Annotated in this window: 20 protein-coding genes; 9 read left to right on the plus strand and 11 right to left on the minus strand. The window is 68.1% G+C overall.

The features are described 5' to 3' along the window. Positions 1-41 precede the first annotated feature (41 nt). Together NMP03_RS12430 and glsA are read left to right on the plus strand one after the other, a co-directional pair. Positions 42-845, plus strand: coding sequence for a DUF72 domain-containing protein (locus NMP03_RS12430; RefSeq protein WP_256505740.1), 804 nt, complete (start codon positions 42-44; stop codon positions 843-845). A gap of 55 nt (positions 846-900) precedes the next feature. Continuing rightward, positions 901-1,842 (plus strand): glutaminase A, encoded by a 942-nt coding sequence (gene glsA / locus NMP03_RS12435; RefSeq protein ID WP_256505741.1) that lies wholly within the window; start codon positions 901-903, stop codon positions 1,840-1,842. A gap of 58 nt (positions 1,843-1,900) precedes the next feature. Here glsA and NMP03_RS12440 read toward each other — a convergent pair whose 3' ends face one another. The 7 genes from NMP03_RS12440 to hemC form a co-directional block, all read right to left on the minus strand. Then, complete coding sequence (locus NMP03_RS12440) at positions 1,901-2,827, minus strand: hypothetical protein (RefSeq protein ID WP_256505743.1); 927 nt, start codon at positions 2,825-2,827, stop codon at positions 1,901-1,903. Between the two features lie 128 nt (positions 2,828-2,955). Next, positions 2,956-4,074, minus strand: a complete 1,119-nt coding sequence (locus NMP03_RS12445; protein WP_256505744.1) for a CaiB/BaiF CoA transferase family protein — start codon at positions 4,072-4,074, stop codon at positions 2,956-2,958. Next, the gene (locus tag NMP03_RS12450) at positions 4,071-4,580 is read right to left on the minus strand and encodes a GNAT family N-acetyltransferase (RefSeq protein ID WP_256505745.1); all 510 of its coding nucleotides are present in this window, start codon (positions 4,578-4,580) and stop codon (positions 4,071-4,073) included. Before NMP03_RS12450 ends, NMP03_RS12445 begins: the two co-directional genes overlap by 4 nt. Positions 4,581-4,701: 121 nt before the next feature. Next, positions 4,702-5,889 carry an acyl-CoA dehydrogenase gene (locus NMP03_RS12455; protein WP_256505746.1) on the minus strand — a complete coding sequence of 396 codons (1,188 nt, stop codon included), beginning with the start codon at positions 5,887-5,889 and terminating at the stop codon, positions 4,702-4,704. A 13-nt stretch (positions 5,890-5,902) separates the two neighbouring features. Then, positions 5,903-6,811, minus strand: a complete 909-nt coding sequence (locus NMP03_RS12460) for a hypothetical protein (RefSeq protein ID WP_256505748.1) — start codon at positions 6,809-6,811, stop codon at positions 5,903-5,905. A gap of 32 nt (positions 6,812-6,843) precedes the next feature. Continuing rightward, positions 6,844-7,488, minus strand: coding sequence for a uroporphyrinogen-III synthase (locus tag NMP03_RS12465; RefSeq protein ID WP_256505749.1), 645 nt, complete (start codon positions 7,486-7,488; stop codon positions 6,844-6,846). Between the two features lie 13 nt (positions 7,489-7,501). Continuing rightward, entirely contained in the window at positions 7,502-8,413 is a 912-nt protein-coding gene (hemC, locus tag NMP03_RS12470; RefSeq protein WP_256505750.1) for a hydroxymethylbilane synthase, read from the minus strand. Between the two features lie 40 nt (positions 8,414-8,453). On the opposite strand from hemC, the gene tsaD reads away from it, so the two are divergent. Further along, a complete protein-coding gene (gene tsaD / locus NMP03_RS12475) occupies positions 8,454-9,488 on the plus strand; it encodes a tRNA (adenosine(37)-N6)-threonylcarbamoyltransferase complex transferase subunit TsaD (protein WP_256505751.1) in 1,035 nt (344 codons plus the stop codon). Then, positions 9,485-10,459, plus strand: a complete 975-nt coding sequence (locus tag NMP03_RS12480; protein ID WP_256505752.1) for an NAD(P)H-dependent glycerol-3-phosphate dehydrogenase — start codon at positions 9,485-9,487, stop codon at positions 10,457-10,459. Before tsaD ends, NMP03_RS12480 begins: the two co-directional genes overlap by 4 nt. Positions 10,460-10,638: 179 nt before the next feature. Here the strand turns inward: NMP03_RS12480 and NMP03_RS12485 are convergent, their stop codons facing one another. Then, on the minus strand, positions 10,639-10,800 hold the full coding sequence (locus NMP03_RS12485; protein WP_256505755.1) for a DUF1674 domain-containing protein: 162 nt from the start codon (positions 10,798-10,800) through the stop codon (positions 10,639-10,641). 68 nt (positions 10,801-10,868) lie between these two features. On the opposite strand from NMP03_RS12485, the gene htpX reads away from it, so the two are divergent. The 5 genes from htpX (at position 10,869) to purH (ending at position 17,241) form a co-directional block, all read left to right on the plus strand. Next, complete coding sequence (htpX, locus tag NMP03_RS12490; protein ID WP_256505756.1) at positions 10,869-11,795, plus strand: zinc metalloprotease HtpX; 927 nt, start codon at positions 10,869-10,871, stop codon at positions 11,793-11,795. A gap of 81 nt (positions 11,796-11,876) precedes the next feature. Continuing rightward, positions 11,877-13,163: an RsmB/NOP family class I SAM-dependent RNA methyltransferase gene (locus NMP03_RS12495; RefSeq protein WP_256505759.1), complete on the plus strand. Its 1,287-nt coding sequence runs from the start codon at positions 11,877-11,879 to the stop codon at positions 13,161-13,163. A gap of 46 nt (positions 13,164-13,209) precedes the next feature. Continuing rightward, positions 13,210-13,872, plus strand: coding sequence for a ribulose-phosphate 3-epimerase (gene rpe / locus NMP03_RS12500; protein WP_256505761.1), 663 nt, complete (start codon positions 13,210-13,212; stop codon positions 13,870-13,872). Then, positions 13,869-15,605: a heparinase II/III family protein gene (locus NMP03_RS12505; protein WP_256505763.1), complete on the plus strand. Its 1,737-nt coding sequence runs from the start codon at positions 13,869-13,871 to the stop codon at positions 15,603-15,605. Before rpe ends, NMP03_RS12505 begins: the two co-directional genes overlap by 4 nt. 70 nt (positions 15,606-15,675) lie before the next feature. Continuing rightward, a complete protein-coding gene (gene purH / locus NMP03_RS12510) occupies positions 15,676-17,241 on the plus strand; it encodes a bifunctional phosphoribosylaminoimidazolecarboxamide formyltransferase/IMP cyclohydrolase (RefSeq protein WP_256505765.1) in 1,566 nt (521 codons plus the stop codon). Between the two features lie 165 nt (positions 17,242-17,406). On the opposite strand, the gene NMP03_RS12515 is transcribed toward purH, so the two are convergent. The 3 genes from NMP03_RS12515 to polA all read right to left on the minus strand — a co-directional run bounded on the left by NMP03_RS12515 (position 17,407) and on the right by polA (position 23,233). Continuing rightward, entirely contained in the window at positions 17,407-18,909 is a 1,503-nt protein-coding gene (locus NMP03_RS12515; RefSeq protein ID WP_256505767.1) for a lipopolysaccharide biosynthesis protein, read from the minus strand. Between the two features lie 7 nt (positions 18,910-18,916). Further along, positions 18,917-20,182: a cation:proton antiporter gene (locus NMP03_RS12520; protein WP_256505768.1), complete on the minus strand. Its 1,266-nt coding sequence runs from the start codon at positions 20,180-20,182 to the stop codon at positions 18,917-18,919. Positions 20,183-20,476: 294 nt separating this feature from the next. Continuing rightward, positions 20,477-23,233, minus strand: coding sequence for a DNA polymerase I (gene polA, locus NMP03_RS12525; protein WP_256505769.1), 2,757 nt, complete (start codon positions 23,231-23,233; stop codon positions 20,477-20,479). Positions 23,234-23,276 lie beyond the last annotated feature (43 nt).

A 23,276-nucleotide genomic window follows, 5' to 3' on the forward strand; every position in this document is an offset into this window, starting at 1 on the left:
CTTCGGGTCGTCCGGCCGCCGGGCCATGCTAATCCTGCGCGATGACCAACGCCCTGATTCGCGCCGGCATCGGCGGCTGGACCTATGAACCCTGGCGCGGCGGAGTCTTTTATCCCGAGGGGCTCGTCCAGAAGCGCGAGCTCGACTATGCCGCGTCGAAGCTGACCGCGATCGAGATCAACGGCACCTATTATTCGAGCTTCAAGCCCGCCTCGTTCGCGGGCTGGGCCAAGGCGGTGCCAGACGGCTTCGTGTTTGCGGTGAAGGCGTCGCGCTACACCACCAATCGCAAGGTCTTGGCCGAGGCGGGCGAATCGATCGGCAAGTTCCTGGGGCAGGGGCTGACCGAGCTCGGCGACCGGCTGGGGCCGATCCTGTGGCAGTTCATGGCGACCAAGAAGTTCGATGCCGATGATTTCGGCGCGTTCCTCAAGCTGCTGCCCGCCGCGCACGACGGGGTGGCGCTGCGCCATGCGGTGCAGGTGCGGCACGAAAGCTTCCACGTCGCCGAATTCGTCGCGATGGCGCGCGCGGCGGGGGTAGCGATCGTCTATGCCGATTCGGCGGAGTATCCGGCGATCGCCGATGTGACCGGCGATTTCGTCTATGCGCGGCTCGAAAATGCCGAGGAGCGGTTTGTGGCCGGCTATGCGCCGACCGCGCTCGATCGCTGGGCCGAGGTGGCGCGCGAATGGGCGTCGGGCCGGCAGCCCAAGGGGCTTCCCTATGCGAGCGACGTGGCGGCGCCGAAGCAGCCGCGCGACACCTTCGTCTTCATGATCAACGGTGCCAAGGAGCGCGCCCCCGCCGCGGCGATGGCGTTGCTCGAGCGGCTGGACGGCTAGCCGACCGGACCCTTTGGCGGGGTCGGCGGTTGTCGCGGCTCCGAATAGCAGGAGAATGAAGATCCTTAGGCTGCAGCAGATCGTCATCGAAATCGCCGAGGAAATTGCCGACAAGGCCGCCGAGATCGAAGGCGCAGCCGATGCCAAGGTCGAGGGCGAGGCGCCGGGCGGGTTCGGCATCGCGGTGGCGACGATCGACGGCGAGGTCGTATCGGCGGGCGAGGCGGCGACCCAGTTCCCGCTGCAGAGCATATCGAAGGTGTTCGCGCTCGAACTGGCGCTGTGCGCGCTGGGCGACAAGGTGTTCGAGCGTGTGGGGCGCGAGCCTTCGGGCGATCCGTTCAACTCGATCATTGATCTCGAAAAGACCTCGGGGCTGCCGCGCAATCCGTTCGTCAACGCCGGCGCGCTGGCGGTGGTCGATATCCTGGTCGAGGAGCTTTCGGCCAAGAAACAGTCCGAAGCCGTCGTCGAATTCGTGCGGCGCCAGGCGGGGCTCGATAGCGTCGAACTCAATGACGAGGTGATGGCGTCGGAGCATGAGGGCGGCGACCTCAACCGCGCGATCATGAGCTTCATGCGGCATCACGGCAATTTCCACTCGCCGATCGACGAGGTGATGGAAGCCTATGTGAAGCAATGCGCGTTCCTGATCGATTGCGCGGGGCTGGCGCGCGCCGGGCTGTTCCTGGCGCATACCCGCCGCTCGCCCGACGACGAGAAGGCCGATGCCAAGGCGCAGCGGATGCGCAAGGTGCTCGCGCTGATGATGACCTGCGGCCATTATGACGGATCGGGCGACTTCGCGCTGCGTGTCGGCCTGCCCGCCAAGAGCGGCGTCGGCGGCGGGATACTGGCGGTGGTGCCCGAGATCGCATCGGTCGCGGTATGGTCGCCGAACCTGGATCAGCATGGCAATTCGATGCTGGGGGTGCGCGGGCTCGAGATGCTGGCGTATCGGACGGGATGGTCGGTGTTCGGGCCGCCGATCGAGTAGGGGGCGACAGGGTGCTATATCTGAAATAGCGCGGAGTGACCGAAACGCCGCTTGGGCCCTAGTGGCACAAAGAATTTGCTTCACGCAGGTCCGTGCCAGCAAAACAAGGATGTCCAAGCACCCGATCAAGGGCCGGGCGATGAATCATAAGGTGGCTGGCGCCAAATACTACCAACACGTTTTCGTGCTTATTCAAGTGGCTGATGATCAAGTTATGCAAGTATGCGTCCCGCGCCCGCGCCACTAAAACTGCAATTCTATTTGTTTTGTAATCGCCGTCTGACAGAGGACCAACCTCCTCGGTGACAAAATCAGCGCCAATCGGCTTGCCGTTTTTTGCTTCATACCAAGCTGCCCAATCCAAGTAGCGAGGAAGGGTGTCTGCCGGGAGCCCTAGCGCCGCACGGTTGCTATCAAGCGACTTTTCCACCAGCGCGGCGAGGGACGGATCACCCGCGTCGGCGATTTTGCGTTCACCGATCCACTGCGGGATAGCGCGCAAGGTGTAAAATCCGAGCAAATCTTCGCCGGAAGCTCCCGCTTCGATCACTTGCCGCTCGATCTGGGCATCATCTGCTTCGCCGCCGACGAGCATCGCACCTTGCTGGCGGGCACCCAGCGCCGTTGGTACGGTCTCACCTCCCTCAGTGAAGCCGTTTCGCACGGGGTTCTTCGTGACATAATCAAGAATGCGAGACGGGTTTGGCCCCCACGATGTGGGGAACCCCTCTGCGATCACGGTGTCGAACGTCGTTATCGCGTAGGCAGCATTAATCATGCGGAACGTCAGGCTGTCGCGCCTGTTCTCATGCTGCGCAGCAACAAAAACCAGGCGATTTGATCCAACCTGATAGACGACCGCAAAGGCGTCGTCGGGCTGCCGATCTCTCAGCTCCTTCGTCCACGGGCGCAGCAGCTCGGGGGCCGCCGTCAATGGTACTTGATCGGAGCCGAATAGCAGCAAAGGCCAGAGCGCGAACCTCATCAATATTAGTTAGCCAAAGCGAATAGGCTGAGCAAATCGATATTCAGGCTAAGCGCGTATTGCGAGAGAATTGGCAGAGTATAGCGCGATTGAGGCCTTATGCTTAAGTGGCGCGACCTAGCGGCCAATCAGGCGTCGTTGGCCGCGCGCCTCGGGCTGGGGGTTGCCGACACCATCCGCTCGCCGTCGATCACGATCGGGCTCGCAACGCCGGGCACGCCGCCCGGGGCGATGCGCATCCCGCGGGCGACCACCTGTGGGTCGGCGAAGATCTGGTCGAGCGTGTTGATCGGGCCGGCGGGGACGCCGGCGGCTTCGAGCGCGGCGGCGAGCTGGTCGCGTGGCCGGGTGCGGGTGGCGGATTCGATCACCGGGATCAGCGCGGCACGGTTCGCGACGCGCGCGGGGTTGGTCGCAAAGCGCGGGTCGACGGCGATGTCGAGGCCGAGGACCGCGCAGAGCCTGGCGAACTGGCCGTCATTGCCGACCGCGATCACTAGCGGATCGTCTTTCGTCTCGAACGCCTGATAGGGGGCGAGGTTGGCGTGGCCATTGCCCATCCGGTGCGGCACCTTGCCCAATGCCATCCAGTTGAGCGCCTGGTTCGCGAGCACCGCGACCTGGGTATCGAGCAGCGCCATGTCGATCTGCGCGCCCCTGCCGGTCATGTCGCGCTGGCGTAGCGCGGCGAGGATCGCGACCGCCGAATAGACCCCGGTGAAGATGTCGGCATAGGCGATGCCGGCCTTTTGCGGCGGGCCGTCGGGCTCGCCCGTGAGCGACATGAAGCCCCCCATCGCCTGGATCACGAAGTCATAGCCCGCGCGCGGCGCATAGGGTCCGGTCTGACCGAAGCCGGTGATCGAACAGGTGATGAGGCGCGGGTTGAGCGCGCTCAAGCTGGCGTGATCGAGGCCGTATTTGACCAGCCCGCCGACCTTGTAATTTTCGATCATGACATCGGCATCGGCGATCAGCGCGCGGACCTCGGCCTGGCCCTCAGCCGTCGCGATGTCGATCGCGCGCGACGTCTTGCCGCGGTTGGTCGAGTGGAAATAGGCGGCGTCGAGATTGGTGCCGTCGGGCGCGTGGAGGAAGGGCGGCCCCCAATGGCGGGTGTCGTCGCCCGCGCCGGGGCGCTCGATCTTGATGACGTCGGCACCCAGATCGGCGAGCAACTGGCCACACCAGGGGCCGGCGAGGATTCGCGCCAGCTCGATCACGCGGATGCCTTCGAGCGGCTTCATGCGCGGTCGATCGCATAGATCAGGTGGACGACATCGGCACCTGCCATGCGGCGCGTCTCGACCTCGCCGGTGGCGCGCGCGCCGATCTTTTCGAGTGCGCGGCGCGAGCGCAGATTGCCTTCGCCGACGATGAAGACCGCCCGGGGGGCGAAGCCGAACAAATGGTCGAGCATCAGCCGCTTCATCTCGGCATTGGTGGCGCCGCCCCAATGATCGCGCGCGATGAAGGTCCAGCCGATCTCGATGCCGTCATAGGCGGGGGCGGAGCGGAAGCGGCTGGCGCCGATCACCCGGTCGGTGGCGCGTTCGCGGACGGTGAGCGCGCCGGGCTGGGCGAGCGCATCGTCGAAATAGGCGCGGAAGACGGGTTCCTGCCAGCGATCATGCGCGGGATGAATCGCCCAGAGCTGGGGGTCGGCAGCGACGGCGTAGAGCGCGGGCCAGTCGGCGGCGATGGTGGGGCGCAGCTCGATATTGGAGCCGGTGAGGGTGGGGGAGAGGTTCATGGTTGTTGCCCCTCTACCGTCACCCCAGCGAACGCTGGGGTCTCGAGCCGCGAGCGTGCGCTGGGTGGAGGGAGACCCCAGCTTTCGCTGGGGTGACGGCTAGGGGGGCGGGGGGCGTTCCTCAGAACGCCGCGATCCCGGTGATTGCGCGGCCGAGGATCAGCCCGTGGACGTCGTGCGTGCCCTCGTACGTGTTGACCGTTTCGAGGTTGATCGCGTGGCGCATCACATGGAAATCGGCGGAGATGCCGTTGCCGCCGTGCATGTCGCGCGCGACGCGGGCGATCGCGAGCGCCTTGCCACAATTGTTGCGTTTGAGGATCGAGATCGCGTCGGGGGCGAGCTCGTGCGCGTCGAACATCCGGCCAGCGTGCAGGCAGGCGTTGAGGCCGAGTGAAATCTCGGTGAGCATGTCGGCGAGCTTGATCTGTACCAATTGCGTCGCGGCGAGCGGGCGGCCGAATTGCTGGCGATCGAGCGTATATTGGCGCGCGGCATCTAGGCAGAATTCGGCGGCGCCCATCGTACCCCAGGCGATGCCGTAGCGCGCGCGGTTGAGGCAGCCGAACGGGCCTTTGAGCCCCTGGACGTCGGGCAGCAGCGCGTCTTCGCCGACTTCGACATTGTCCATCACGATCTCACCAGTGATCGAGGCGCGCAGGCTCAATTTGCCCTCGATTTTGGGTGCGGTCAGCCCCTGCATGCCCTTTTCGAGGACGAAGCCGCGGATCGCGCCGCCATGCGCGTCGGATTTCGCCCAGACGACGAAAACGTCGGCGATCGGCGAATTGGTGATCCACATTTTGGACCCGGTCAGCCGATAGCCGCCGCCGTCGATCGCCTGGGCGCGGGTGCGCATGCCCGAGGGGTCAGACCCGGCATCGGGTTCGGTGAGGCCGAAACAGCCGATCCATTCGCCGCTTGCCAGCTTGGGCAGATATTTGCGCTTCTGCGCCTCCGACCCATAGGCGTTGATCGGGTGCATCACGAGGCTCGACTGGACGCTCATCGCCGAGCGATAGCCGCTGTCGACTGCCTCGACCTCGCGCGCGACCAGGCCGTAGGAGACATAGCCGAGGCCCGCACCGCCATAGGTTTCGGGGATGGTCGGCCCGAGCAGGCCGAGCTGGCCCATCTCGTCCATGATCTCGCGGTGAAAATGCTCGTCGAGAAAAGCGCGGGTGACGCGGGGCAAGAGCTTTTCGCGCGAATATTCATGCGCGGTGTCGCGCACCATGCGTTCGTCGTCGGTCAGCTGTGCTTCAAGCTGGAAGGGGTCCTGCCAATCGAACCTGCCCATTTCGGCCATTGCGTCGTCCTTCCTAGGTGGTTTCGGCGGGCGTGGCGTCGGGCACGACCATCGGCGGCGGTGTCGGCGTCGGGATGACGCCGAGCGCCGGCGCGGGGGGTTCTACGCCCTGCAATGCTGCCGCCTCGATGATGTCGAGCGCGCGCCTGGCATTGATATAGCGACGCGCGGCCTCGATCCAACTGCTGGCCTGCGTCGCACCGGGCATCCGCCCGATTTCGGCGAGCGCGCCTTCGACATGGCCGGCATCGAGCATCCGGCGCGCGCGGATCAGCCGGTCGGTCGGGCGGCCGCTGGGGGTGCCGTCTTCGCGCAGCACGACGAGCCCGCCCATCTCGCGGCGGAAATTCTGCCACCAGTTCGCGCCGTCGCTGCCCGACACCAGCTCGGGCGCCAGCGTGTCGAGCGCGAGCCGCAGGTCTTCGAGCGTCACCGGCGATCGGGCGGCTTCGATGACGTAATTGGTCGCGCGTGGTTCGGACGGGGTGAAGCGCTGGCGCAGCTGGCCCTCGAGATAGCCGAGCGGCAGCCCGCGATCGAGCGCACGGCGCGCGGCGAAGGCGACCAGCAGCGCCTCGGCACGCGTCGCGAACGACGAGGCGACGCGCGAATCGCTGTCGATATTGGCGAGCCGCGTTTCGAGGCTCTGGATCCGGCCCGCCAGCGTGATCTCGCGCGCGTAGAGCGAGGCGAGGTCGGTGCCCGGCGGCGCGGGCTGGTTGGCGACGACTTGCGGCTGGACGACGATCGGCTGCGGCGCGGCGGTGCCCGAGCGATAGCCGAGCCGATCGAGCATCGGCGCGACGTACCAATAGGTCGCGGCGATCCCCGCGACGAACGCCAGCACCCCGATCAACGCGACCAATTGCACGCGACTGCGCCGGCGGGGCGGCGCGTCGAACGACACTTCGTCATGGTTCATGGCGCGCCTTATCCCGTGCGCCGCAGCCAGGGTCAATGCGCGGCGAGGGCGGCGGCGATGAGCGCCGGGTCATCGGGGGTGGCGGCGATCGACACCTGCCGCCAGCCGCTGCCTGCGGCGTGCGCGGCACGCGGGCTGATCGCGACGACGCCGATCGCGGCGCGGTCGGCGACGAGCGCGGCGAGGCGGCGCGCGGCGCGGGGCGAGTGGACCAGCACGAGGTCGCCGGGCGACAGGTCGATCCGGTCGGTGGTTTCGATGCTGGCATAGACCGGGATCACCGCCGCGATCGGGCCGCCGGGGTCGAGCAGGTGATCGCGCCCGCACAGATGCAGCGCGCGCGCCAAGCCGAGGCGGTCGAGTTCGCGCCGCGCCGCATCGGCGTCGCTTCCGCCGACTGCGACGACGTTCAGCCCGGCAGCGCGTGCGGCTTCGGCGGTGGCTTCGCCGACGACGACGGTCGGCAGCGCGGCGAGCGTGGGCAGCGCGGCGCGGGCGTGGCGTACCGCGTTGGCGCTGGTGAGTAGCAGCGAATCGAAGCGCGCCGGATCGGGTGCTTCCCAGGCTAGCGGGGTAACCGCGAACAGCGGCATCGCCACCGCCGCCATGCCCGCTTCGGCGATCCGCGCGCGGGTCGCGGCATTGCCCGGTTCGGGTCGCAGGACGACGATCCGCACCGGCTCGCGCTGCCTAGCCGCCGAAGCGCTGACGGACGGGTTCGGGGGCGCGTGCGAGCAGGTCGCGCGCCAGATCGGCGGCGATGGCGGGGCCGGTGCCCTCGATCCGGCCCGCGACATGCGCGCCGCCATCCTCGGACAGCAACTCGGCCGACAGCGTGATCCGGCCGCCCTCGATCCGCGCGAGCGCGGCGACGGGTGAGTGGCAATCGGCCTGCAACGCCGCGAGCAGCGCGCGTTCGACCATCACGCAGGCGTGGGTGTCAGGGTCGTCGATCGCCGCGACGGTCGCGATCGCGTCGGCGTCGGCGGCGCGCACCTCGATGCCGATCGCGCCCTGGCTGGGAGCGGGCAGCATCTGGTCGAGCGGGATCGCCACCCCGACATCGTCGCGGCCGAGCCGTTCGAGCCCCGCGGCGGCGAGCAGCGTCGCATCGGCTTCGTCGGCGGCGAGCTTGCCGATCCGCGTGTCGACATTGCCGCGAAACGGCACGATCACCAGGTCGGGGCGGAGCTTGCGCATCTGCGCGGCGCGGCGCGGGCTGCTGGTGCCGATCCGCGCGCCATGCGGCAGATCGTCGATCGAGGCTGCGCCGACGAGCCGGTCGCGGACATCGGCGCGCGGCAGGATCGCGCGAAGGGCAATCGCATCGGGGCGGATCGTCTCGACATCCTTGAGCGAATGCACCGCGCAATCGATCTCGCCGTCGAGCAGCGCGCGATCGAGCTCCTTGGTCCACAACGCCTTGCCGCCGATTTCGGCGAGCGGGCGGTCCTGCACCCGATCGCCGGTGGTGCGGATCGGGACGATTTCGAAGTCGAGCGGATCGCGGTCGTGCGCGGCGGCGAGCAGCGCGCGGACCATGTTCGCCTGGGTGAGAGCCAGCGGCGAACCGCGCGTGCCGATGCGGAAGGGCGTCTTCATGTCGCTTGTGCTAGCCGCCCGCGCGGCTAGAGGAAAGGCCATGGCGCTCATCCTCGGCATCGAATCGAGTTGCGACGAGACCGCGGTTGCGCTGGTGTCGAGCGACCGCACGATCCTTTCGCACCAATTGGCGGGGCAGGAAGCCGCGCACGCGCCCTATGGCGGCGTCGTCCCCGAAATCGCCGCGCGCGCGCACGCCGATGCGCTGCCGCCGCTGATCGAGGCGGCGCTGGCCGATGCAGGCGTGGCGCTGCGCGACGTCGACGCGATCGCCGCGACCGCGGGGCCGGGGCTGATCGGCGGGGTGATGGTGGGGCTGGTGACGGGCAAGGCGCTCGCGCTGGCGGCGGGCAAGCCGTTGGTGGCGGTGAACCATCTCGAAGGCCATGCGCTGAGCCCGCGGCTGGTCGATGCCGATCTGGCCTTTCCGTATCTGCTGCTGCTGGTGTCGGGCGGGCACTGCCAATTGCTGCTGGTCAAGGGCGTCGGCAGCTATGCGCGGCTGGCAACGACGATCGACGATGCCGCGGGCGAGGCGTTCGACAAGACCGCCAAATTGCTCGGGCTGGGCTTTCCCGGTGGCCCCGCGGTCGAGCGCGCGGCGGCTTCGGGCGATGCGCGCGCGGTGCCGTTGCCGCGCCCGCTGCTGGGATCGGCCGAGCCGCATTTCTCGTTCGCGGGCCTCAAGAGCGCGGTCGCGCGGGCCGCCGATTCGGGGCAATATCGCGCCGAGGACATCGCCGCGTCATTCAGCCAGGCGGTGATCGATTGCCTGATCGATCGCACCCGGCGGGCGCTGGCGCAGGCGGGAGAGGCAACCGCCTTGGTGGTCGCGGGCGGGGTCGCGGCGAATCGCGGGGTGCGCGCGGCGCTCGAGCAATTGGCGGGCGAGCATGGCATGCGCTTCGTCGCGCCGCCCTTGTGGCTGTGCACCGACAATGCCGCGATGATCGCCTGGGCGGGGGCCGAGCGCTTCGCCGCAGGGCTGACCGATCCATTGGACGTGGCCGCGCGCCCGCGCTGGCCGCTCGATCCGCTGGCCGAACCGGTCCGCGGCGCAGGGGTGAAAGCATGAAGATCGGGGTCATCGGTGGAGGCGCGTGGGGGACCGCGCTGGCGCAGGTCGCGGCGCAGGGCGGCGAGCCGGTGCTGCTATGGGCGCGCGAGGCCCCGGTGGTGGCGAGCATCAACGCCGACCGGGTGAACGCGATGTTTCTCGATCGCGTGCGGCTGTCGGCGGCGATCCGCGCGACCGAGGATCTGGGCGACCTCGCCGCGTGCGATGCGCTGCTGGTGGTCGTACCGACGCAGCATGTCGCTGGCGTGCTCGCGCAGATCGAGGTTGCCGGGCGGCCCCTGGTGCTGTGCGCCAAGGGGATCGAGGCAGGGACGCAGCGGCTGGTGAGCGAGATCGCCGCCGACGCCTGCCCCGATTCGCCGATCGCGGTGCTGTCGGGGCCGACCTTCGCGCACGAAGTGGCGGCGGGAAAGCCGACCGCGGTGACGCTGGCGTGCGGGGACAAGGCATTGCGCGAGGCGCTCGCCGATCGGCTCTCGGGTCCGGCGCTTCGGCCCTATCTGTCGGACGACGTGATCGGTGCCGAGATCGGCGGCGCGGTGAAGAACGTGCTGGCGATCGCGTGCGGCGTGGTCGAGGGCGCGGGATTGGGGCTCAACGCGCGCGCGGCGCTGATCGCGCGCGGCTTTGCCGAGATGACGCGGTTCGGGCTGGCGCGCGGGGGCCGCGCCGAGACGCTGGCCGGGCTGTCGGGGCTGGGCGATCTGGTGCTGACCTGCTCGTCGACCAATTCGCGCAACTTCTCGCTCGGGGTGGGGATCGGATCGGGGCGAAGCGCCGCCGATTTGCTCGCCGACCGGCGGACGGTGGCCGAGGGCGCCTTCACCGCGCCGGTGCTGCGCGCGGCCGCGGCGGCGGCGGGGGTCGACATGCCGGTGACCGAAGCGGTGTGTGCGCTGCTCGAGGGCGCGCATGTGACGGCGATCGTCGAACGCCTGCTGGCGCGACCGTTGAAGGTCGAGGCGTAGGCCGGTTCGGGCCTCAGACGGTAAGGCTTCAGGCTAGCCTGTCCCTCCACCGTTCGTGGTGAGCTTGTCGAAGCACTGTCCTTCTCTTTCGCGCCGGTCGAAGAAGTAAGAACGGTGCTTCGACAAGCTCAGCACGAACGGGTTTGGGGGAGGGCCGGAATTAGATCCAATCCGTAGCCTCAAAAGTCGATCGCGATGCCTTTGAGTTCCCAGTCGCCATAGCGCACCGGGTTCTTGCCCATCGGATCGTCGCGCGGCGGCTCGACGGGTTCGGGCTGCGGCACCGGGGGGCTTTTCGACAGATAGGCGGGGGGCTTCACATGTGCGGGGCGGGTGCCCATCGCGGGTCTCCGATGATTGAAGGCGGGGTCTCGATTCCCCACATCGTGCCCGGAAGGAGACGGTTCAAGTGAACCATCTGAAGACGGGCATGTTGCTGGCGGCGCTGACCGCCTTGTTCATGGGGCTGGGGTTCGCGATCGGCGGGCGCGGCGGGGCGATGATCGCGCTGGTGGTGGCGGCGGGGATGAACTTCTTCGCCTATTGGAACGCCGACAAGATCGTGCTGCGGATGCATAATGCGCGCGAGGTCGATGATCGCAGCGCGCCCGAATTCGTCGGGCTGGTGCGCGAGCTGGCGACGCGCGCGCAGCTGCCGATGCCGCGCGTCTATATCGTCGACGATCCGCACCCCAATGCCTTCGCCACCGGGCGCAACCCTGCCAATGCCGCGGTCGCTGCGACCAGCGGGCTGCTGTCGCTGCTCGATCGCGACGAGATCGCCGGGGTGATGGCGCACGAGCTGGCGCATGTGAAGAACCGCGACACGCTGATCATGACGATGGTCGCGACGATCGCGGGGGCGATCTCGATGCTCGCCAATTTCGGACTGTTCTTCCGCTCGGGCGATGGCCGATCGTCGTTCGTCGCGACGATCGCAGCGGTGATCGTCGCGCCGTTCGCCGCGATGATCGTCCAGATGACGATCAGCCGGACGCGCGAATATGGCGCCGATCGCGGCGGGGCCGAGATTTCGGGCAATCCGCAGGCACTTGCCTCGGCGCTGGCCAAGCTGGCGGGCGGCGCGGCGCGGACACGCAACCGGGTGAGCGAGCAGAATCCCGCGGCGGCGCAGCTCTACATCGTCCCGCCGATCGCGCGCGAGATGTTCTCGACGCATCCCGATACCGGCAAGCGGATCGCCGCGCTGCAGGCGATGGCAGGCCAGTTCGATCCGCCGCCGGCTTTTGAAATGCCGGCGGCGCGCCGGGCGGCGTCGGTGCCGCCGACGCGGACACGGCCACGGACGAGTGCGCTGAACCCGCACAGGCGGTAAGGCGGGCGGTAAGGCGGGGTGCGCTTGTCGAAGCGGGGTTCTGTCCTATAGGCGTGCGCATCCCCATCCGACTGGAAATACATGGCGCGTCCCCAACTCGAACTCCCCGCCGATGCCCCCGGCGTCCCCGCACGCCGTGCTGCGCTGAAACTGCTCGACGCGGTGTTGCGGCAGGGCAAGGCGCTCGAGGCGGCGCTCGATCGCGCGGCGGCGAACCTGCCCGCCAATGACCGTGGGCTGGCGCATGCGATCGCCGCCGAAGTGCTGCGCTTCCTCTCCGATCTCGACGCGCTGATCGATTCGGCGACGCGCAACCGGATTCCCGACGATGCCAAGGCGCGGTTCGCGCTGCGGATCGCGCTGGCGCAGGTGCTGCGGCTGGGCACCCCGCCGCATGCCGCGATCTCGACGGTGCTGCCGTTGGTCGATGGCGGGCCGCGCAAGCTGGTGCATGGCGTATTCGGGGCGCTGATGCGGCAGGGGGTGAGCTTGCCCGATACCCCCGCGCTGCCCGATGTGGCGGCGCTGCGCTGGGAAGCGCAGCATGGCAGCGCGATGGTCGAGGCGGCGATGGCGGCGATCGCGCAGCCGCCGGCGACCGACCTGACGCTCGCCGATCCCGCGGCGACCGACGAATGGGTCGCCAAGCTGGAAGGCGTCAGCCTGTTTCCCGGTCACGTTCGTCTGCCCGCGGGCAAGCAGATCACCGCGCTGCCCGGGTTCGATGCCGGCGCGTGGTGGGTGCAGGATCTCGCGGCGTCACTTCCGGCACGACTTTTGGGGCAAGGCGCGGGCGATGCGCTCGATCTGTGCGCCGCGCCCGGGGGCAAGACCTTGCAGCTCGCGAGCCAAGGTTGGCGCACGATTGCGGTCGATATGAGCGAAAGTCGTCTGGCGCGACTTCGCGATAATCTGGGCCGGACGCGGATCGATGCCGAGATCGTCTGCGCCGATCTGCGCGAATGGAAGCCCGCGGCACCCGTGGATGCGGTGCTGCTCGATGCGCCGTGCAGCGCGACCGGAATCTTCCGCCGCCACCCCGATGTGCTGCACCGCGTGCGTCCCAGCGTGATCGCCGAGACTGCAGGGTTGCAGCGCGAACTGCTGGGGCGCGCCGCCGAATGGGTGCGCGTCGGCGGGCGGCTGGTCTATGCGGTGTGTTCGCTCGAACGCCCCGAGGGCGAGGAGCAGATCGCCGATTTCCTGAGCCGGCATCGCCATTTCGCGATCGATCCCGTGAACCAGGCCGAGCTGCCGGCGGGCGTCGCGCCCAATCCCGACGGCACCGTCCGCACCTTGCCCGGGATGCTCATCGAACAAGGCGGGCTCGACGGGTTCTTCATCGCGCGGATGATCCGAACCGCTTGACTTTTTGGCGGCTTGCCGGGGGTGGCGTTGCTGCTACATGGTCGCCATGCAGCAACCTGTCCGTATCGCGCCATCGATCCTGTCCGCCGACTTTGCGCGGCTGGGCGAAGAGGTGCGCGCGATCGATGCGGCGGGCGCTGACTGGATCCATGTCGATGTGATGGACGGGCATTTCGTGCCCAACATCACGATCGGCCCCGCGGTGGTGAAGGCGCTGCGCCCGCACACCGCCAAGCCGTTCGACGTCCATCTGATGATCTCGCCGATCGACGCCTATCTCGACGCTTTCGCCGAAGCGGGCGCCGACACGATCACCGTGCATCCCGAGGCGGGGCCGCATCTGCATCGCACGATCCAGCGGATCAAGGGGCTGGGGCTGCGCGCGGGGGTGGTGCTCAACCCGGCGACCCCCGCCAAGATGCTCGATTATGTGCTCGAGGAGGTCGATCTGGTGCTGGTGATGGGGGTGAACCCCGGGTTCGGCGGCCAGAGCTTCATCCCGAGCCAGCTGCGCAAGATCGCCGCGATCCGCAGCATGATCGACAAATTGGGCAAGGCGATCGACCTGCAGGTCGATGGCGGGGTCGATCTGTCGAACTGCCGCGAGGTGATCGCGGCGGGGGCCGACGCGCTGGTCGCGGGCACCGCGACCTTCAAGGGCGGGCCGAGCGCCTATGCCGACAATATACGTGCGTTGAGGGGCGGGTGAGCGAGCTGCCACCGATCGAGCCCGGCGCCGACGGGATCGAACAGGGAAAGCGGCTGATCCGCCAGGACAGCGACAAGGGATTGTCGCTGTCCGAGCGGATCGCCGAGCAGCTGACCCGGCTGACGTGGCGCACCCCGCTGCACACGATGCGGCTGAAGGGGCGCCATCCGCTCAAGCTGCTGACCGTCGCCGACGATCCGTTCCTGGGCGACCCCGATCGCGGCCAGGCGCTGCTCGACGGGATGCTGGCGTTTCGCGGCGAGACGCGCAATCTGCACGAGCTCGCGCTGTCGCGGCCGACCTTCTCCAAGCCATTCGGCGAATATCTGCACAGCTTCGCCTGGCTGCGCGACCTGTCGACGGTGACGACGCGTACCAAGGGCGCGCCAATCGCCGAGGCGTTGATGCGCGAATGGATCGCCGCGCATGGCGATGTCGTCTCCGACCCGGCGTGGCGCGCCGATATGTGGGGCCGGCGGCTGTTGTTCTGGGTCGCGCATGCGCCGCTGATCCTGTCGAGCGGCGATCTGGTCTATCGATCGAACGTGCTCCACGCCCTGGCGCGCGGCGCGCGGCATCTCGATCGCACCGCCGACAGGGTGCCGCTCGGGGTACCGCGGATCGCGGCGTGGTGCGGCGTGCTCGCGGCGGGGCTGATCATCCCCGGCGGCGACCCGCGGCGGGTGTTCGGCGAGGCGGGGCTGACCCGTGCGCTCGACCAGTCGGTGTTCGGCGATGGCGGTACCGTCGGCCGCTCGCCGCTCGGGCTGCTCGACGCGATCATGCTGCTGACGATGTTGCGTTCGACCTATGCCGCGCGGCGGATGGAGATGCCCGATGCCGCGACCGCTGCGCTGCCGCGCATGGTTAGCGCGTTGTTAGGTGTCAGCCATGGCGACCGTGCGCTTTCGAGCTGGCAGGGCGGCGCGCCGGTGCATCCCGATGTGATGGCGCAGGTGATCGAAGCGACGGGCGTGCGCACGCGTCCGCTGCGCCAGGCGCGCGAATGGGGCTATCAGCGGATGAGCGCCCAGGCGTCGGTGCTGATCGTCGACGCCGCGCCGCCGCCGATCGCGCGGATCGCCGAGGGCGGCTGCGCTTCGACGCTGGCGTTCGAAATGTCCGATGGGCCGAACCGGATCATCGTCAATTGCGGCGGCGCGCGCGCGTCGATGGCGGCGGTGCCGACCGCGCTCGCCGAAGGGCTACGCACCACCGCGGCGCATTCGACGCTGGTGGTGGACGACAGCAACTCGACTGCGATCCTCGCCGACGGTACGCTGGGCAAGGGGGTGACCGAGGTCGAATTGAGCCGGCACGAGGCCGACAATGCCAGCCGGATCGAGGCGAGCCATGACGGCTATGCGCGGCGATTCGGCTTTCTCCACCGCCGGCTGCTCGCGCTGTCGAACGACGGGCGCGACCTGCGCGGCGAGGATATGCTGCTGCCTGCGGGAAAGCGCCGCCAGCGCGATGCGACGCCCTTCGCGGTGCGCTTCCACCTTGCCCCCGATGTCGAGATCGCCGCGACCAGCGACGGGCAGGCGGCGATCCTGCGGCTGCCCGGCGGCGCGATGTGGCAGTTCCGCGCGCGCGGCGCGGCCCTGACCGTCGAGGACAGCGTCTGGGTGAACCCATATGGCCGCCCGGTTTCGACCGAACAGATCGTGCTGTCGGGCGAGGCCGCGCCCGGCGGCGCTACGGTGAGCTGGCTGCTGCACAAGGCGCGCTAGCCTCTCTCGCCTGAACAATGCCGGAGAATGAGGTTGCGCCTGCCACCATTCTGCTGAAATAGCCGCGCGCATGAACAGCATCGCCATCACCCGCGCCCTACTGTCGGTGTCCGACAAGACCGGCATCGTCGATCTCGCTCGCACGCTCGCCGATCGCGGGGTCGAACTGGTGTCGACTGGGGGAACCGCCAAGGCGCTGCGCGACGCAGGGCTTGCGGTGCGCGACGTGTCCGAACTGACCGGCTTTCCCGAGATGATGGACGGGCGCGTCAAGACGCTGCACCCGATGGTGCATGGCGGGCTGCTCGCGGTGCGCGACGATCCTGCGCATGTCGCGGCGATGACCGAGCATGGCATCGGCGCGATCGACCTGGTGGTGGTCAATCTCTATCCGTTCGAGGCGACCGTCGCGCGCGGCGCCGAGCGCGACGAGGTGATCGAGAATATCGACATCGGCGGCCCGAGCATGGTGCGGTCGGCAGCCAAGAACCACGCGCACGTCGCGATCGTCACCGATCCCGCCGACTACGCGCTGCTCGCCGAGGGCGGCACGACGCTCGAGCAGCGGCGGATGCTGGCGGCCAAGGCCTTCGCCGCCACTGCCGCCTATGATTCGGCGATCGCGCAGTGGTTCGCCTTCGCCGATCAGGGCGAGACGTTTCCGGCGACGCTGCCGCTGGCCTTCACCCGCGCCGACGAACTTCGCTATGGCGAGAACCCGCACCAGTCGGCGGCGCTGTATCTGCCAAAGGGGCCGGCAGCGCGCGGGATCGCGCAGGCGAGCCAGTTGCAAGGCAAGGCCCTGAGCTACAATAACTATAACGACGCCGATGCGGCGCTCGAGCTGGTGAGCGAATTCCGCGACGGGCCGCCGACGGTGGTGATCGTCAAGCACGCCAATCCTTGCGGGGTGGCGAGCGCCGACACGCTGCTCGAGGCCTATGAAGCTGCGTTCGCGAGCGACACGGTGTCGGCATTCGGCGGGATCGTCGCGGTCAACCGACCGCTCGATGGCGCGACCGCGCGCGCGATTGCGGGGATCTTCACCGAAGTCGTTGCCGCGCCCGATGCCGATGACGAGGCGCGCGCGATCTTTGCCGCCAAGAAGAATCTGCGGCTGTTGCTGACCGGCGAGCTGCCCGATCCGGCGCGGGCGGGGCTGGCGATCAAGTCGATCGCGGGGGGGCTGCTGGTGCAGTCGCGCGACGACGGGCGTCTGGGTGAACTGAAGGTGGTGACCAAGCGCCAGCCGACGGTGCAGGAACTTGCCGATTGCCGCTTTGCCTGGACGGTGGCCAAGCATGTGAAATCGAACGCGATCGTCTATGCCAGCGGCGGCGCGACCGCAGGGATCGGCGCGGGGCAGATGAACCGGCTGGAGAGCGCGCGGATCGCCGCGTGGAAGGCACGCGACGCCGCCGAGAAGGCGGGCTGGGCGCAGCCGCGGACGATCGGCTCGGCGGTGGCGTCGGATGCGTTCTTCCCGTTTGCCGACGGGTTGCTCGCGGCGGTCGAGGCCGGGGCCACTGCGGTGATCCAGCCGGGCGGGTCGATCCGCGACGACGAGGTGATCGCCGCTGCGGACGAGGCCGGGCTGGCGATGGTGTTTACCGGGATGCGGCACTTCCGGCATTGAGGCTGGGGGGCCCAACTCGCCGTTCGTGCTGAGTAGCGACCGAGTAGGCGAAGCCGTATCGAGGGCGCGTATCGAAACAGCCGCGCGACCACGGTCCTTCGATACGCCGCTTCGATACGCTGCTGCGCAGCTACTCAGCGGCTACTCAGGACGAACGGGTTGGGGTTACAGGGGGGCCGCCGGCGGCGGCGCCTTCTGGAACAACGTCCGGTCTTCGGGGCCGAACGCCCAGCGCCAGATGACGAAGCAATAGACCAGCAGCATCACCGGGATGCCGATCAGCATCTCGGCCCATTCGAGCCGGTCGGGCAGCTGGACGAAGGCCCAGCCGACGATCGCGGTCGCGAGTACTGCCCAGGTGAAGGGCCAGCGCCACGCCGATACCGACGCGCCGAGCAGCCGCGCGAGCAGCCGCGACTTCACGATAGACCCCAGCCCGAGCGATAATGCCAGCGCGAGCGCGGGTGCGGCGGCCTGGGAGGCCGGCGTCAGCCCCATGTTGCGCGCGACGAAGATCAGCGCGAAGCTCAGCGCCACCTGGAACCCCAACAGCGCTCCCGAGATCATGAGGTTGCGGTGGCGCGCGATATAGACGAGCCCGGCTTCGGATACCGATCCATTCGCCGCGAGCACTTCGGCGACGAGCAGGAAGCAGAGCGCTCCCGCGCCCGCGACGAATTCGGGGCCGACGACGCCCATCACCCCTTCGGCGGGGATGCTGCCGACCAGCGCGAGCCCGGCTTGCGCCGCCATGATCCAGAAGCCGACCTGGCGGATCTGCCGCGCCACCGCGCCCTTGTCGCCGACCGCGAGCGAATGGGTGATCACCGGCCCCAGGATCGGATCGAAGCTGGTTTTTAATTTCTGCGGCAGCGAGGCGACCTGCTGCGCCATGTAGTAGATGCCGACGATGCTCGGCGCGAAGAGCAGCCCCAGGATGAAGCGATCGACGTTGCGCGACCCCCATTCGATCGCGTCGGCGCCCGCGAGCGGCGCGTTGCGGCGCGCGAGCGCGAACATCGGCCCCAGCCGCGGCTGCCACCCTTGCGGCAAGCCATAGCTTTTGACGAACGGCACCATCGATGCGGCAAGCGCCGCTACCATCGACAGCACATAGGCAAGGATCAACCCGTCGCGCGACGAGATGTAGGACAAGGCCCAGGCGGCGATGCTGATCGTCCAGGGCTCGATCACCGCGCGCGCGGTGACTGCCGCCTTGACGTTGTGGCGATAGGCGAGCGCCGCCAACATCACGTCGGACCAGGCGATCGCGACGACGACGAAGGGCAACAGCCGCTCGAAGCCGATCACCGCGCTGTTGGGGTACATCACCTGCGGGAAGGCGATCAGTACCGCCGATCCGATCATCGACGCGATGAACGCGACCACCAGCGCGTCCCACACGACATGCGCGTGCGGCCGGTCGGTCGACGACAATGCCTGGGCGAGCCCGCGCTTGAGCCCCAGGGTGGCGAGCAACGCGGCAAGCTCGACCACCAGCACCGCGATCGCGAAGCGACCGACGATCTCGGGGCCATAGACACGGCCCGCGATGAACAGGAAGGGTAGCCGCGCGGCGAGGCGAAGCGCGAAGCCCAGGATGTTGGTGCGCCCGCCCTTCGCCAGCGCCGCGATATTCTCGTCGGCGGGCAGTAGATTGTCGGTCATCGCGGCGTCACGCCAGCGGAACGCCGCGCTGGCGATCGAGCCGGCGCATCAGCGGCGTGACCGACACGCCGTGCAACAGGATCGACACGAGAATAACCAAGCCGGCAGCCCCCCAGACGCGGTTGGGCTCTTCGAACCGCGCATGATTGAGTCCATAGGCCAGATAATAGATCGACCCCAGCCCACGAATGCCGAAGAACGCGACGACGAAGCGTTCGAGTGGCGGACGGGCAACACCCAGCAGCGCGATCCACCCCGCCAGCGGGCGGATAACGAAGATCGCGAGCGCCGCGAACGCCACTTCGGGCCAGCCGACGAGCGTGAACAGCCCGCCCGCGGTCAACATCCCGCCGAACATGAACAACAGCACCATCATCAGCAGTCGTTCGCTCTCGTCGGCGAAATTGTGCATCCGGTCGTTGAAATCATGGTCGCGCGCGGCGCGGCGGATCATCAGCCCGGCCAGGAACACCGCGAAGAAGCCATAGCCGTGGAGCAATTCGGTGAGCGCGTAGATTGCGAGCGTCACCCCCAGAGCGACGAAGCCGTCGCCGGTGCGCGCCAGCCGGTTCTCGTCGCGCAACCCATAGATGACGTGACCGACCAGCCATCCGCCCGCGATCCCCGCCGCGGCGCCGACCGACAGGCGGGTCAGCACCGGATCGAGCGCCCATTCCTGCCACATCTGCGCGCCCCAGCCGCCCGCCGCGGCCAGGATCGCGAGGTGGACGAAGGGAAAGGCGAACGAGTCGTTGAGCCCGGCTTCGGAGGTCAGCGCGAACCGTGCCTCGTCATCCTGCGCCGATTGCGGATCCTCGATCTGGACGTCCGAGGCGAGCACCGGATCGGTCGGTGCGAGCGAGGCCGCGAGCAGCAACGCGGTGGCTGCGCCAAGCCCGAGCAGCGACAGCCCCGCCCACCAGAATGCGGCGATGCTCAGCGGCATCGCGATCACCATCAGCCGGGTGGTGATCGCCCAGTTTTGCCATTTCAGCGCGCGATCGATTTTCAGCCCAGCGCCCATCAGCGAGACGATGACGATCAGTTCGGCGGCATGCTCGACCAGTTCGGGGCCTTCGAGCGGGTGGAGCGCATAGGGGGCGATCCGGTCGAACGAGAACACCGCGGCGCCGATCCCGACGCACAGGATCGGCAGCGATAGCGGCGCCCTTTTGATGAACAGCGGCGCCCAGGCGACGAGCAAGGTCAGCAGCCCCAGGCCGAGCAGCATCGGCACATAGAGATCGAGCAGCCCCGGGGGCGGCGGCGGCACGGTCAATGCGCGAGGCCGCAGCGAACGGGTGTCTGGATATATGCCATATGCGTTACGAGCCCTGGTTGCGAAGGCCGACCGGCCTGTCTGGCGTAGCCGCTGCGCCACCCGGCACGTGGCGTACTGCAATCGATGGAATGATCGCACCCACCGGTGCGATCGGCGGCGCGATCGACGGCACCGAGCTATCGCGCGGCGTCGATAGCCGATCCTTCACCGCCCGGCGTTGCCGATGCTTCTTGGACCCACAGCTGCATATGTTCGCTGCACGGCATAGGTTCCCCCTGCGATAATCTAATGCGCGGCGCCCCAGCTCTTGCCGACGCCGATTTCGACGCCGAGCGGGACGCTCAAGCGCACCGCGGGTTCGGCGGCGGTCGCCATCACGCGCTCGATCACCGGTCGCGCGGCTTCGACATCGCCTTCGGGCAGTTCGAAGACGAGTTCGTCGTGGACCTGCATGAGCATGCGCACGTTGGGCAGCCCCGCGTCGAGCAGCGCCGGTCCCATCCGCGCCATCGCGCGCTTGATGATGTCGGCGCTGGTGCCCTGGATCGGCGCGTTGATCGCCGCGCGTTCGGCACCCTGGCGCTCGTGCTGGACCTTGCTGCGGATGCGCGGGAAATGGGTTTTCCGGCCGAACAGGGTCGTCGTGAAGCCACGCTCGCGCACGCTTTCGGTCGTCTCGGCGATGTAGCGGTTGATGCCGGGGAAGCGTTCGAAATAGCGATCGATCATCGCCTGCGCCTCGTCGGCGGTGACGTCGAGCCGGCCCGCCAGCCCCCAGCGCGAGATGCCGTAGAGGATCGCGAAGTTGATCGTCTTGGCGCGCCCGCGGGTGTCGCGATTGACCTCGCCGAACAATTCATTGGCGGTCATCGAATGGATGTCGTCGCCGCGCTCGAACGCCTCGCGAAGCTGCGGCACTTCGGCGATGTGGGCGGCCAGCCGCAGCTCGATCTGCGAATAATCGGCGGCGAGGATGACGTTGCCCGGCTCGGCGACGAAGGCGTCGCGGATCTGGCGGCCGACTTCGGTGCGGATCGGGATGTTCTGCAGGTTGGGGTCGGTCGACGACAAGCGCCCGGTCTGCGCGCCGGTGAGCGAATAGCTGGTGTGGACTCGGCCCGTTACGGGATTGATCTGTGCCTGGAGCGCGTCGGTATAGGTCGATTTGAGCTTCGAGAGCTGGCGCCAGTCGAGCACCTTGGCGGCGATCGCGGCGCCGGGCGAATCCTTGTCGGCGGCGATCCGCTCGAGCTCGTTGACGTCGGTCGAATAGACCCCCGACTTGCCCTTGCGCCCACCCTTGATCTTCAATTGCTCGAACAGGATGTCGCCCAATTGCTTGGGGCTGCCGATCGTGAATTTCGTGCCGACCAGGCCGTGGATCTCGGTTTCGAGCGCGGCGATACGCCCTGAGAATTCCTCCGACAGCTGCGCGAGGCGCGCGGCGTCGACCTTGACCCCGGCGATCTCCATATCGGCGATGACGCGCACCAGCGCGCGATCGACCATCTCGTACACCCGCGTCGCGCCTTCGTACGCCAGGCGCGGCTTGAGCCGCCGCCATAAGCGAAGCGTGACGTCGGCATCCTCGGCGGCGTAGCGGGTCGCGGCCTTCAGATCGATCTCAGCGAAGCCGAGCTGCTTCTTGCCGGTGCCGACGACGTCCTTGTAGGCGATGCAGCTGTGCGCCAGATGCGTCGCGGCGAGCTCGTCCATGCCATGGCCGTGTAGCCCGGCATCGAGATCGAACGACATCACGATCGTGTCGTCATAGGGCGCGAGCGTGATGCCCGCGCGCTGGAGCATGATCATGTCGTATTTGAGGTTGTGGCCGATCTTGAGGACGCTGGCGTCCTCAAGCAGCGCCTTGAGCTGTGCGATCACCAGCGCGCGATCGAGCTGGAGCGGCTTTTCGGCAAACATGTCGCTGCCGCCATGCGCGATCGGAACGTAGCAGGCGAGATTGGGGTGCAGCGCCAGGCTGACCCCAACGAGATCGGCCGTCATCGCGTCGAGCCCGGTCGTCTCGGTGTCGATCGCGACCCAGCCCTGGTGGCGCGCGGCGATCATCCAGCGTTCGAGCGCGTCTTCGGTGACCACGGTTTCATAGCCGTCATGGTCGCAGGGCGGATCGTCCTGCGCGGCGACCGGGGCGGCGGCCTCGGCGACGGGGGCATCGGCGACCGCCGACAGCTTGTTGAGCAGCGAGCGGAAACCGTGATGCTCGAGGAACGCGCGCAGCGGCGCGTCGGGGATGCCCTGGAGCTCGAGCGAGTCGAGCGGATCGGGCAGCGGGACGTCGCAGGCGAGCGTCACCAGCTCGCGCGACAGTCGCGCCATCGGCGCGTGCTCGATCAGATTGTCGCGCAGCTTACCCTTCTTCATCTCGGGCGCGGCGGCGAGCACGGCTTCGAGCGAGCCATGCTCGTGGATCAGCTTGGCGGCGGTCTTGGGGCCGACGCCGGGGACGCCGGGGACATTGTCGACGCTGTCGCCCATCAGCGCGAGTACGTCGCCGAGCAGCTTGGGGGGCACGCCGAATTTCTCGACGACATGCTCGTCGGACAGGCGACGGTTGTTCATCGTGTCGTAGAGGTCGAGCCCGGGCTCGATCAGCTGCATCAGATCCTTGTCCGAGCTGACGATCGTCACTTCCCAGCCCTGCGCGAGCGCCGCCTTGGCATAGCTCGCGATCAGGTCGTCGGCCTCCCATCCCTCCTCCTCGATGCAGGGCAGCGAAAAGGCGCGGGTGGCGTCGCGGATCATCGGGAACTGGGGGACCAGATCCTCAGGCGGCGGCGGGCGCTGCGCCTTGTACTGGTCGTACAGGTCGTTGCGGAAGGTCTTCGACGATTTGTCGAGGATCACCGCCATATGCGTCGGGCCATCGGCCTTGTGGACCTCGTCGGCCAGCTTCCACAGCATCGTCGTATAGCCATAGACCGCGCCGACCGGCTCGCCATGCACGTTGGTGAGCGGCGGCAGCCGGTGATAGGCGCGGAAGATATAGCCGGAGCCGTCGACAAGGTAGAGATGGGGCATCGGGGCGGAATAGCAGCGTGGGCGGGCCGGGGCGAGACTATCC

The sequence above is a fragment of the Sphingomonas qomolangmaensis genome (assembly GCF_024496245.1).
Taxonomy (GTDB): Bacteria; Pseudomonadota; Alphaproteobacteria; order Sphingomonadales; family Sphingomonadaceae; genus Sphingomonas; species Sphingomonas qomolangmaensis.